This window comes from Corynebacterium faecale (assembly GCF_030408735.1).
GTDB classification, from domain to species: domain Bacteria; phylum Actinomycetota; class Actinomycetes; order Mycobacteriales; family Mycobacteriaceae; genus Corynebacterium; species Corynebacterium faecale.
In genome coordinates this window covers 13816-26247 of the sequence record NZ_CP047205.1, presented here as the reverse complement: position 1 = coordinate 26247, position 12432 = coordinate 13816, and the positions used below count along the sequence as shown (strand labels likewise).

General features: G+C 52.9%; 11 protein-coding genes. 8 read left to right on the top strand and 3 right to left on the bottom strand.

Annotation, left to right across the window (positions count from 1 at the left end; all coding sequences use genetic code 11):
• Window positions 1-189 precede the first annotated feature (189 nt).
• The 4 genes from CFAEC_RS13590 to CFAEC_RS13575 all read left to right on the top strand — a co-directional run bounded on the left by CFAEC_RS13590 (window position 190) and on the right by CFAEC_RS13575 (window position 5019).
• Entirely contained in the window at window positions 190-1593 is a 1404-nt protein-coding gene (locus CFAEC_RS13590) for an IS1380 family transposase (RefSeq protein WP_290280121.1), read from the top strand.
• Window positions 1594-1913: 320 nt separating this feature from the next.
• The gene (locus tag CFAEC_RS13585) at window positions 1914-3488 is read left to right on the top strand and encodes an HsdM family class I SAM-dependent methyltransferase (RefSeq protein WP_290280119.1); all 1575 of its coding nucleotides are present in this window, start codon (window positions 1914-1916) and stop codon (window positions 3486-3488) included.
• Window positions 3489-3491: 3 nt separating this feature from the next.
• The gene (locus CFAEC_RS13580) at window positions 3492-4418 is read left to right on the top strand and encodes a hypothetical protein (protein WP_290280117.1); all 927 of its coding nucleotides are present in this window, start codon (window positions 3492-3494) and stop codon (window positions 4416-4418) included.
• Window positions 4419-4431: 13 nt separating this feature from the next.
• The gene (locus CFAEC_RS13575; RefSeq protein WP_290280114.1) at window positions 4432-5019 is read left to right on the top strand and encodes a recombinase family protein; all 588 of its coding nucleotides are present in this window, start codon (window positions 4432-4434) and stop codon (window positions 5017-5019) included.
• 78 nt (window positions 5020-5097) lie between these two features.
• Here the strand turns inward: CFAEC_RS13575 and CFAEC_RS13570 are convergent, their stop codons facing one another.
• Complete coding sequence (locus CFAEC_RS13570; protein ID WP_290280112.1) at window positions 5098-6111, bottom strand: DUF6414 family protein; 1014 nt, start codon at window positions 6109-6111, stop codon at window positions 5098-5100.
• Between the two features lie 203 nt (window positions 6112-6314).
• On the opposite strand from CFAEC_RS13570, the gene CFAEC_RS13565 reads away from it, so the two are divergent.
• Complete coding sequence (locus CFAEC_RS13565; protein WP_290280110.1) at window positions 6315-7436, top strand: recombinase family protein; 1122 nt, start codon at window positions 6315-6317, stop codon at window positions 7434-7436.
• A gap of 180 nt (window positions 7437-7616) precedes the next feature.
• Here CFAEC_RS13565 and CFAEC_RS13560 read toward each other — a convergent pair whose 3' ends face one another.
• A complete protein-coding gene (locus tag CFAEC_RS13560; RefSeq protein ID WP_290280107.1) occupies window positions 7617-8258 on the bottom strand; it encodes a hypothetical protein in 642 nt (213 codons plus the stop codon).
• A gap of 888 nt (window positions 8259-9146) precedes the next feature.
• Here CFAEC_RS13560 and CFAEC_RS13555 point away from each other — a divergent pair.
• Both CFAEC_RS13555 and CFAEC_RS13550 read left to right on the top strand, forming a co-directional pair.
• Window positions 9147-10220 (top strand): LysR substrate-binding domain-containing protein, encoded by a 1074-nt coding sequence (locus CFAEC_RS13555; RefSeq protein ID WP_290280106.1) that lies wholly within the window; start codon window positions 9147-9149, stop codon window positions 10218-10220.
• A gap of 141 nt (window positions 10221-10361) precedes the next feature.
• Window positions 10362-11600 (top strand): IS256 family transposase, encoded by a 1239-nt coding sequence (locus CFAEC_RS13550; protein WP_168939886.1) that lies wholly within the window; start codon window positions 10362-10364, stop codon window positions 11598-11600.
• Window positions 11601-11708: 108 nt separating this feature from the next.
• On the opposite strand, the gene CFAEC_RS13545 is transcribed toward CFAEC_RS13550, so the two are convergent.
• A complete protein-coding gene (locus tag CFAEC_RS13545; RefSeq protein WP_290280199.1) occupies window positions 11709-11930 on the bottom strand; it encodes a helix-turn-helix domain-containing protein in 222 nt (73 codons plus the stop codon).
• Between the two features lie 116 nt (window positions 11931-12046).
• On the opposite strand from CFAEC_RS13545, the gene CFAEC_RS13540 reads away from it, so the two are divergent.
• Window positions 12047-12373 carry a hypothetical protein gene (locus CFAEC_RS13540; RefSeq protein ID WP_290280101.1) on the top strand — a complete coding sequence of 109 codons (327 nt, stop codon included), beginning with the start codon at window positions 12047-12049 and terminating at the stop codon, window positions 12371-12373.
• The last annotated feature ends 59 nt before the right edge of the window (window positions 12374-12432 follow it).

Here is a 12432-nt window from a genome sequence, read left to right as displayed (position 1 = left end):
GGCCCTGATTATTTCATGCCGGTCTTCCTACTGCCCCAACTTTGCAACAGCACCGGCGAATGCTTAGCCTCGATCCACCGATGCTGAGGTTGCGTGAGTAGGCGCGGGAACGCGGAAATGCCCTTCTGAACTGGAAAGATGCGACTTGCTTAAGGTCCGCATTTTCCGTTCAAGAAGGGCATCTCGCAGATGCAACTATCTCACACCTGTCCCGTATCTTCGGCGACGTTTGACGAGCCCAATCTCGTGTCGTCCGCGGGTCTGGTCCCGGTGATGGCGCTGGCCCGGCAAGCCGGCCTTGGCGAACTGGCCGACGAACGTCTGACTGTGCCCGGTGACAAGGGCGCCAATCCGGGATTGAAACTGTCCTCGCTGGTGGCGGGCATGGTCGCCGGTGCTGACAGCATCGACGACATGGCTCTGTTGCGCCACGGCGGGATGGGCAAGCTCTTTTCCGGCGGTTACGCCCCCTCGACTTTGGGGTCATTCCTGCGCTCGTTCACGTTCGGGCACGTTCGCCAGGTCGACGCGGTGGCCTCCCGGTTCCTGCTCGGACTGGGCCAGAGCACCGGCTTGCTCGGTGGGGCCGACGATACGGGCACGGTGATGGTCGATCTGGATGACACCATCATCGAAGTGCACGGATACGCCAAGCAGGGCGCTGCGTTTGGCTACTCCGGTGTTCGCGGCTTGAATGCGTTCCTGGCGACGGTCTCCACTGACCAGATCGCCCCGGTCATCGCGGCCCAACGCCTGCGCAAAGGCAACGCGGCCTCGCCTCGCGGTGCGGCCCGCCTGGCCACCGATGCGTTGGCGTTGGTGCGGCGCTCCGCGCTGGCCGGACGGCCAGTTCTATTGCGTGCCGATTCGGCGTTCTACTCCCACACCCTGGTTCACGCAGCCCTGACCACCGGTGCGGACGTGTCGATCACGGTGCGGATGTTCCCCACCGTCAAAAGGGCCATCGCCTCCATCGATGAGTCTGCGTGGACCGCGATCAAGTACACCGACGCCATCTACGACGAGGTCACCGGGACTTGGACTTCTCGAGCCGAGGTCGCCGAGATCCCGTTCACCGCTTTCTCCTCCAAAGGTGCAGGCGATCAGGTGCCCGGACGCTTGGTGGTGCGCCGCATACCTGACCTCAACCCGCGACAAGGTCAAGGTCAAGATGCGTTGTTCGATACGTGGCGGTTCCACGCCTTCTTCACCACCAGCGACCCAGACCACACCGACACCGTGGCCGCGGACCGGATTCATCGCCGGCACGCGATCATCGAGAACGTCCACGCTGATCTGAAGAACTCGGCACTGGCGCACCTTCCCTCCGGGAATTTCAATGCCAACGCCGTCTGGCTGGCCTGCGCGGTGATGGCGTTCAACCTCACCCGCGCCGCCGCCACCCTGACCGAGACCCACGCCCTGGCTCGGGCGACGACCGTCACGATCCGCCGCAAACTCATCACCGTCCCGGCCCGGATCGCCAGCTCCGCTCGACGACTGCACCTGCACCTACCAGCCGGGTGGCCATGGGAAAACGCCTGGAAGACGCTCTACCGAAAGCTCTTCCGCGCCCCCGCAGCGGCCACCTGACCGAAGCAGAAATCGTCCCAACGACCAGGAACCTTCAGTGGAGAAGCCGGACAGACCGGCCGATCCAACACGCTCGAAACCGCCCACGACCGCTCACCGCAAGCCAGACCGCGCCGCCCTCAACGTCGGTGGATCCAGGCTTAGCAACTTCTACACCCTTATCGATTGTGGTCACGGGGGTCCCGTAGATTATAGTACGAACTTCGGACAGGGATTATGAGACACCGCCAGGGTCTCCTCTACTCACGGTCTAGCACGCAGCTAGGCCTTCCGAGTCCAACTGATCTCGGATGACGCACGATTGAGAGGGCGAAGAAACCATGGCCTTGAGCGGACCTGAGCATACGGAGGTGCGACTGCCCATTGTTGCGGCCCTTGAGGTAGCGGGGTGGTCGAAGTCTCAACTTCAGTGGCAGCCTGAGTGGCGTGTACCAAAATCGCCGAGCGAGTCGCAGAAACGTGAGAATGGGCGCAGCTTCGACGGTTGGCCTGTAGATTTGGTCCTTTTTCAGGACACAGATCAGGCAAACGACTGGCAGAACGTCCTGGGCATCTTTGAGTTCAAGGCACCTGACCAAAATACGGGCCTTTCACAGCTGGAAATTTATCTCCTACGTGAGCCTCGAGCCCGATTTGGTGTCTGGACCAACGGGACTTCCTCAGCCATGCTTTACAAGTTGCCCGACGGAACCTTCAAAACGGTGCTCCATAAAGAGGTCGTTCTGCCGAGCCCCGATGATGATTTTGAGCTGGCAACGACCAAGGCGATCACGTTTAACGACCTGGTAGAGCCCAGTGAACAAGAACTCAAGGCATCCTTTGAAGCGCTGCTCGATGTCGTCGTAGCACGAGACTCTGTAGCTACGAGGTCCGAGATGCACTTGGATCAGCTCTGTAACCTGCTGTTGCTCAAGCTGGAATCAGACACTAATGCTTCACTTAGACCCGCCCACCCAGTAGCTTTTCAGCTGCGAAGCGATGAGGGTGCTACTGCAGCCCACATCAGATCTGAGTTTGATCAGATGGTCACTCAGCGCGAGGAGGTCTTCCGGGATGAGCATGGCACAGCGTTGATGCTCGACGATCACACCATCAAGGAGGTGGTGTTCGCTTGGTCGGGATGGAACCTTCTTGAGATGAAGGCTGAGGCGGTTTCCTCTGCTTTCCAGGTCTTTCGTCGGGCAAACCTGAAAGCTGGTGAAGGCCAATATTATACTCCTGCGAGAATTATTCGTTCTGCGGTCAAACTGATGGACCTTCAGCCTGCCGACAAAATCATTGACCCTGCGTGCGGCACCGGAGGATTCCTAGTAGAAGCTTTTCGTCAAATGAGCTCGACGGTAAGTAATGAAGCTCGTCTCCGGACCTGGGCTCACCGCAATGTCTACGGAGTCGACAAGGATTCGATCAACGTCAAGCTAACCCGCGCGATGATGATGGTGATGGGCGACGGGTCAGCTCATGTCCATATCGGTGACTCACTACGTGAAGACCGGTGGGTCAAGGATTATCCCCATATGCCTGCGGCAATGAGAGATGAGACCTTCACTGTAGTGATGACAAACCCACCTTTTGGCGAAAACTTGAAGATCACGGCAAGAGATTGCGAAGCAAATAAGTATTCGATCTCTCTGGCTTCCGGCAAAGGGAAGACCTACAAAGATATCGAGATTGGCCTCGTGTTCCTGGAGCGCGCCTATCGGCTCTTGAAGGCAGGAGGACGACTCGCAATTATCCTTCCTGAAACTTACTTCTTCTCCCCCTCCTACACATATTTCTGGGAGTGGATGGATGAGCGGTTCATCCGCCGAGGGGAGTTCAACATCCCGATGGAAGCTTTCCAGGGATTCTGCCGCGCTAAAACTAATCTCTACGTGCTCGAAAAGAAGGACTAACCGATGCCGCACAAACCAAAGTGGTTCAAGGATGGCGAAGTTTTCATCTCCTTCGCCGACACCTGCGGGATCAACAAAGACGGAAATACGCTCTACACCGTTGACCCTGCTACTGGAGAGCGCACCACAACGATTGACGACAAACTCATCGAAGATGTCTACGCCCTACTTGATGAGCAGGCTGCTAGCACCGGGCGTTGGGTACCAGAGTCGGATCTCAGCATCGGTGCCCCGCGGTACTATGACACCCGCTATACCAAGGAAGTGGAGGAACTACTGGAGAAGCCAGAGTTCTCGGGCTTCTCACAACGAACCATCGGTTCGTTGGTCGAAGAAGGCCTGCTCTTCACCCGGGCCGGCCATGGCTCCCCGTCGGCAGACAAGCGTCGAGGTGACATCCCTTACATCAAGGTGTCTGACGTCAGAGCAGGTCAAATTAACATTAATCCGACCAACCTTGTCTCAGAGGTCATCGCTCATAAATTCTGGCGGGGTGAGACATCGGGTCTGATACCGTTTGATCTGATCACACCGATTCGTGCCTCGAAGAACATCGGTGAATTCGCTGTGCTGATGCCGGGTCAGGAGCGTATCGTCCTGACGAAAGAGATGCTGGTCCTCCGAGCAACAGAACAAGCACCTGTAGACAATTTCTACCTGTTATGGGCGCTCTCCCTTACGGTGGTGCGTCAACAGTGGAACCGTATCGTCTTGATGCAGACAAACCGCGAAGATGTTGGGAAACGATACCTAGAGATCGAGATTCCCTGGATTGACGATTCCGCACGTGCTGCGGAAATTTCAGCATCATTTCGCGATTATTACATAGGGCTCGATGAGCTACGCCGCAGTTTCGTTGCGGACCTAGAGCAGGGTGGTATCCACCATGTGTTTCTTGGGGCTGAGGCGACAGAGCTCGAGACCGAGTAGGAATTCTGCAGTCATGAAGTTCGGCTATGTACGTGTGTCTTCTTCTCACCAGAGCGAGTCGATTCAGAAGCAGCACAAAGCGTTGATCGCTGCCGGTTGCGATGCCAATCGCTGCTACTCTGACATGATTTCCAGGACAAACGGGCAACGTCTAGGACTGGATACCACCTTGTCGCTGATGAACACCGGTGACACGCTGGTAGTGACGCGTTTGGACCGGTTGGGGAGGAATTTGCAGGAGATAGTAACCTCGATTGCCGATCTCTCGATCAGAAACATCAATCTCCAGGTTCTCGATCCAGCCTTTGACACAAGTCACCCGGAAGACAAAGTGGTGCTGCGTGTTATGGAGTCATTGGCCCAGTGGGAGAAAAATCTCTTCAGGCAGCAAACCAAGAGGGGGGTCGAACGCGCGCGGTCGGAAGGACGCGTCGCCGGACCGAAGCCTAAGCTGAGCCCAGATCAGATAAATGAGGCACAAAGGGCTCTGGCATCCGGAGAAAGTGTGTCCGAGGTTGCGCGAAGATTAGGGGTGGCGCGCTCCACGCTGTACCGCGCTTTGGAGAAGGTATCGACGGGTCGAAAGAGACCAAGCCACTGATCCCAGAGAGTTTTTAAGAACACTTTCCCTGTGAAAGCGACCCATCACACCGCCGACACTGCCCCTGTCTGGGCTCCCTCAGATGTAGATAGCTATAGGCAATACGGTGATAGAGACACCCTCAATTTTGGCCGCAAGATCCAGATTCACGTATCGCTGCGCTTCAGCGTCGTCAGCCAGGGGAGACAAAGCATCCTCCACCGCTTCGATTTTTAGTCGATGCAGGAGTTTATTTTTGGCCAGTATGGGAGCATCTTCCCGAGCCTCAGTAATGACTTTTGCCAGTACGGTAAATCGACCGTCAAGCAAACGGTCCGAATCACTCGAGACAAAGTGCTCCGCTTCACAGACAGTGACCGCGGTAAACTTTTTACTTTCCTCGCCGATAGTGGCGTAGAACTCCTTAGTTTTGTCGCTTCGGAAGTCCGTCCGAATCGCTGCAGTCACCGCTTCAGCTAACGCAGCCTGATTTTCTGCTTCTGCCTCATGAATCGCTTTGATCGAATTGATTTTTTCTACGGAGATGGCTTCCCCAATATCCTCCAGACTCTCCGAAACCCTCCTTATCTCCTTCAACCCCTCCATCTTGCGGAGGTACCGAGTGATCGCAGCAGTCAGTTGAGGAGTAAGGATATCAAGGATGGCATTGGCTTCGTTGGCAGCAAATGAGGCGTCAAACTCAATGAAATCACCAATTTTGATCGATTCTGCCTCTTCCACAGAATCGATAACGCGGACCTGCCTCCTCCCCCGGAGGGCAGCTCGCACCCGGTCCATGTAAAAGGCTTGAGAGTAAACAAATTTCTTACGATTTTCTACTGCATTCTCGTCGTTCTTCGCCTGCTCCTGAACATATTCCCCCTCTGCCCTCATCTCGCTTTTTCCAAAGAGGAAACTGAACACTCCCCCTATAGACCCGCGCCCCTTACCCGATGATCCACTACTCTCTGCGGCGATCGAGGTGAAATCCGTCTCTGCAGTTTCCAGGATTCCAATTTGATAGAGCTCTTGAAGAAGCCCTGAGACAAAATCCGCATTCTGATAAACAATCACCGTCGGCCGAGGCTGATTCGGCGGGAGTATTTCGCCCATATTTGACATGCACTATAGCTACCACACCGAAGGAGCATAAAAGGTTCACTTGATCATCAGCACCATTCCCTGCCGATCACTGGGGTATACCCTAATGAGACACAAGGTAGATTCCGATATTCCCTGTCTCACCAAGTCACAAACACGAATTATGATACACTTCGCAATAGAATTTTAGACTCTATTGAAACATAAGGTGGGATATGGCCAGGATTGGAACACTGCTCGATGAGTGCGGTCGCCCCATAGATAAAGTGCAGATCGTCCATAAGGGTAAAAATAACACCCGGATTAAACGCTCGACCGATTACGGGCGCTCCTGGGAGGCCAACGATCAGCAAGTTCCCACCGACACTGTCTTATTTGATGATGGCCAGCGTTTCGCCCAGCACTCTAGGAACCCTCAGCACGCCACCTATATAGGTAGCTTTGGCGAACCACGTGCCCGATTGCGTGTTCACCGTGTCTATAAACACATCACCAAAGCCAAGGTCTACCTCGGGGAGAACACCTGGACAAATGTACAAGATATTCTCACCTCCTCCATCCTGTTCGACGGCGGAGCCAGCGCTGGCTGGATAATTCCTTCCTGGGCAGAAAAAGACACCGCCGACCAGGGAAGTAACGTCCCCGAGGTGGAAGAAGAAAAGGCCAAGAGCGATGAGCAGAAGTCGGGAGGGTCAACCGATAAGCACCCTATGGCCCAATCAGCAGCGGTGGCGGAGAGTTCCGCACCTCCGCTCCCACCAGCGGCGCCACCTCGTGGGCAGCGGTTTTCCTATATCCGGGTCTCCAGCACAGATCAAAACCTTGCCCGTCAACGCGACATGATCGGGGCAGTAGACAAAGAATTCATTGATGAAGTCTCCGCCAAATCTAGAGCTGGCCGGCCAGGACTAGAACGCTGCATTGATTATTTACGTGATCATGACGAACTCTACGTCGCCTCCATCGACCGGTTAGCCAGGTCCTTGGTGGATTTACGCACGACTATTGACCAGATCACCGCCAAGGGAGCATCGGTGCATTTCATCAAGGAGAACCTCGTGTTCTCGAAAGACTCCACCGACCCACGCGCCACCCTCATGCTCGGCATCCTGGGTTCATTCGCGGAGTTCGAACGTGCCATTATCCGCGAGCGCCAGGCAGAAGGGATCGCGCTGGCGAAAAAGGCCGGTAAGTACAAGGGCCGTAAACGCGCCTTAACCCCTGAGCAAGTAGAACAAGCCCGCACCCGTATAGAGGCAGGGGAATCGAAGGTGGCTATTGCTCACGATCTTGGTGTCAGTCGAGCTACCCTCTACAGGGCTTTGGCCAATATATAAGTGCCGCGAGTTGAATTCAGCACTTTCCCCTACCGGTCTCCTAGCTGTACTGTCCAGACCAGGTCATTTCTAACCTACCGGGATAATACAGCTAGTGATGTATACACTATTATCAAAATTTCTATAATGTTGAGACTTAGTCTTTATATGCAGAGTACACCTGAGAAGCAGGATACCCATCTAGGGTGTGTCTGTCTTTTTTGAATCCACTTTCGAATCTACCCATGGCCGCGTAGTCGAGACCCAGCCCCTACGCGGTTTCCTCCGCTTTATGCTCGAGAACGAACTTGTTTTTGGGTCATCGATCAGAATTTCTTGGGCACGGCGAGCAAACGCGTCCATAGAGTTCTGAATGTCGACTTGCTCAACAATTAACGAAATTCCAACTGTCCGCTCGATGCCCTTATGCCACGGCAGAGGATGGTTGAGCAAGCGCACGGTTAATTCATCCCACTCAGTGCGAAACGTATCAAAAGAATCCCGTAACTCTGGGTGAAACAGTTGGAACGAGCTGTCAGCAAATGCTTCCTCAGAGTTTCTACGCAGCGCCTGCGTGGCCCGAAAGAGCTGGGGGTCGGAGGCATACTCACGCTGTTTTTCTTCTTGGTGTGAAAACTGAGCCACTTCTACCCATCGACGGCGTTCCTTATTCAAAGTCAATAAGAGGCTGCGGATTACTTGCAATTGATCGCGGTCTTCTGCCCGTTTGGTATCAATGCGGATGTTTCGGTCATCCCACCATCCTTTTGCAAGTGTCGCTGCAGGCCCGGCCAGCAACGTAAAGCTGCCGGTGATTAGCGAAACTAGAACAACATCTGTCATAGGGACTTAAGTTACAGAATTGAAAGTTCCAAAGCCTTCAAACTTAATATTCACGTATTGCCTTGATGATCAAGTGCCTGATAGAGGGTGGAGCGGTTGACGCCTATAAGAGCAAATATCCAGGATGCGACCGATACCCAAGTTGAAGGAGAATGACGCTACCTCTGATACAGAATTCCAATGACTAATGCTCGCTTTCTACAAGTGTAGAAAGCGAGCATTAGAAGCTACAAAAGTAGATTACGACTTACAATACCGCGGATGTGTAGTGGATCCCGGTTTATAGATGAAACCATTCTTCTTCTTTTCTGCCTGCAGGCAACCTCCGCGGTCGACCGCCCTTTGAGCCGCTTTTTTCCACGCAGATACTCCGTATTTATCAAAGAGGGCTTCACACCCTACCTCGACACCAAATGCTGGCAACATCTGCTTGTTCTCCAAGAGAGGGCTCATTATGGAAAAGCACACCGCAGACTCAGCCCCAGTTCCAACTGCACCTGCGGTCGAGTTGAGATACTCAGCAACAGCTTGAGTGCCCTTCTTCGAAAAATATGTAGTACACGTGTAGTCACCACAGTTTGTCCAAATATGTTGATTTTGCGCATTTGCGGACGGAGCGGGGAACATGAAACCGATCAGAATAAATAGGGTCAGTACCACTGAGGTGGTTCGGAGTGAGCGAAGACTGTGTGGGGTGAACATCTTGACCTCCTAGATTAGGGCGAGCAGGATAGCGCTCCCTCTAACAATATCCCCCTTTAAAAGAAAAAAAATAGCAGCGATTTCAATGAAGTTTAAACATTCAAATTGCAGGTATAGAAGAAGTGCTTTAGTCGTAAAAGCAGGATAAAATTGGTGGTGAATAACATCTAAATTAGGGGTATATTAATGCCATCTAAAAACGGTCGATTAAATCAATCAGTTACTACAGCAGCACATCGCCTTACTCCTGAAATTGTTGAGACCGTGTTACTGCTTTCTAATGGACATAGTGCTTCGTCGGTAGGGGACCTCTTGGGTTTCACCGACCCTCGAACGACAATAAATAGAGTAGAGAAACTAGCTGAGATCACTGGTGGAGTGGTAGTGGAATATAGCAAAACCAGTAAACGCTGGTCATTAACTGAGCACGGCGAACGAATTCGGGGGGAACTTATGCAGTTCCTATCCCTCGCACAAAAACTATCCGATAGATCGAAATCCCAGGTCGCCGTACTCCACCTTCCTCAGCACACAGGTTTTGTAGCCCCTGCTCTTGACAAGCTGTCCCCTGGGAATGATGTAGAAGAAATCCGTGCTCGGGTGTTAGGAGAAGAGGGCCGTGAACGCAATAGTTTTATTGTCCGCGCGGTCCATCAGCTCTTTTCGGGGAAATATGATTTGATCATTGGTCATGAGGTGAACCTTCAGGAAGCAAGAAAAGAAGGTAATGAGACCACTCATATCAGAGCTCGACATCTGTATGATTCATTTTTAACTGCTCTCATAAAAAAAGAGCATACTCATGGCAGACAGGTAGTTTACTTATCTGACCTGGAGGGAGAACGCCTTCTAGTATCCCCGGAGGGAACCCGGTCTAGAGCTCTTCTCAATTCTTTGTCAAATGTAGAGGCAGTTGCGATCAACCCTTTTCGCCAGACTTACGAGAGTAAAGTATTGGTCTCACTAGCTCATAAAGACGTAGGTATTCCTATTCTTTCCTCCGATGCTGCTGCACAGTTTGATGCTGAAGTAGATGGAGAATTTGCTGGTAAATGGCTCTCAGATTATCGCTGGCTGCCGATAGCATCTCAGACAGGTGATATCCGTTCTGCTCCTGTATATGCAACATGGCGCATCGATAAAAATGTGAAACTTATATCACAGATGGTGGAGCTTTTGTATGAAAATTCAGACTACCTACGCAGCCGTCATGACGCAGCTATGACTTCAGCCACAGCTGAAAAAACACATCAAAAATAATTTTGACCATCAAACATTAATGGTTGCGTCCGTTAGCGTGGTGTATCTGTGACTATCGGTGAGGGCCTGATGAATGCATGAGGCGACCACCGTAGTACCTTTCGATTCCATAACCACACTTCCTCGAAAGGGATAACCACGATGGCCGCTGGTCCTTATTCTATAGACCCGTCTTCCTACTTAGACGAATTGCTCGCTCAAGCCTCTCCTGATCTGATGCGCGAGATGCTTCAAGGATTTATCAACCAAATCCTCTCGACCCAAGCAGACCAAGTCTGCGGCGCTGAATACGCCACCTCCTCTGAGTCTCGTACTAACGTCCGCAACGGCTATCGCCACCGTGACCTTGATACCCGCGTGGGCACGATTGATGTGGCTGTTCCCAAATTACGCACTGGATCATTCTTCCCAAACTGGCTACTTGAACGACGAACCCGGGCTGAACGCGCACTAACTACCGTAATTGCTACCTGCTATTTAAAGGGCGTATCCACTCGCAGGATGAACGATCTTGTCGCCAGTCTAGGTATCAATAATCTCTCAAAATCCCAGGTATCTGAGATGGCCAAAGACCTCGACGGAATGGTCGAAGACTTCCGCACCAGGCCACTAGATACCGGCCCATACTTGTATGTCTCATGTGACGCGTTGACCATGAAAGTCCGTGAAGGCGGACGAGTGGTTAAAACCTCCGTACTCCTTGCTACCGGGGTTAATGCTGAAGGCTACCGCGAGCTACTAGGCATGCAGGTTGCTACCTCGGAATCAGTAGCATCCTGGACCGGGTTCTTTAGAGACCTTAAAGCCCGCGGACTCAACGAGGTTTACCTCGTTACCAGTGATGCTCACTTAGGTATCCAGCATGCGATTAGTGATGTCTTACCGAATGCGTCCTGGCAACGATGCCGTACCCATTTCGCCAAGAACCTCTCAGCCATGGTCCCCAAGACTCAATGGCCGACGCTATCGGCGATGTTTCACACGATATTCCAACAACCAGACTCGGAATCGGTGTGGTCCCAAGCCAAAGAGGTCGTGGCATTTTGTGAGCAGAAGTTCCCACACGTGGCCGACTACCTGGAAGAAGCCCTCGACGAACTATTGGCGTTTACCAATACCCCGAAGTCGGTGTGGAAGAAAGTCTGGTCGAATAACCCCACTGAACGGCTTAATCGTGAAATCCGCCGGCGCACAGATGTTGTTGGAATCTTCCCTAACCGTGATGCAGTCGTGCGCCTTGTTGGTGCTGTGTTGGCAGAACAACATGATGACTGGATTCAGCAAAACCGCTACATGTCACTGACCAGTCTGGAACAGACCAAAGCAATGATCACCGCCAGCATCATCGACGCCGACACCACCACCAAGGAGGTCGCATGAACCAGTCACAGCACCAAGCACGTGCCGGTCCCTGACGCCATCACACTGCTTGTTTCAACGAAAGGCAGAAACACCACTCCGTCGGACTTGACCACATTAATTTTAAACTTATGGCTTAATCCTAGGTTCGCGAGTTAAACCGTTGATGATATCGCCCGCGTCTATCCCTAACACTCCCGTGATAGAGAGCAAGTTCAGCACACTGATATTGCGACCCCCGCGCTCCACCAGGCTGATATAGGTCCGGTGCAATCCGGAAAGATGCGCGACTTCCTCCTGGGAGAGTTTCGCCTGCTTACGGGCCTCTCGGAGACGGTCACCAAGTTGCATAAGTATTTTCTTGTCTGGAGTCACTCATCCACAATGGGATTATGTAGACTATGAATCTACAGACAATACAACTCATTATATGACTATGCAGTCATATAACTCACCCAAGGATCTCCATGGCAACCCCGTCGGCTCGCATGACCATCAACCTCCCCGAGCACCTGCATAAACGCCTGAAATACCAGGCGTTTATGCGTGATACCACCATGACCCGAATCATGGAACGCGCTACTGCAGGACTGGTGGACTACTTAGAAGCAGATAATTCAGAAATATCCCGCCACTCACCAGACGGGCGACCCAACGTCACCATTTCTACCTCCGTGACCGCAGAACAAGCAGACTTGTTCCACCGCCTGCTTGATCAGCGCAGAGAAACCGCCCATGACGTGCTAGAACGCGCGATTGCCGCCTACCTCGCCAACGTCCCCAGCACCCGCTAGCACCCACGCACCGGCCCTGGCAAGGTGTCGGGGCACGGTGGCGGTAGCCAGCCATGCCA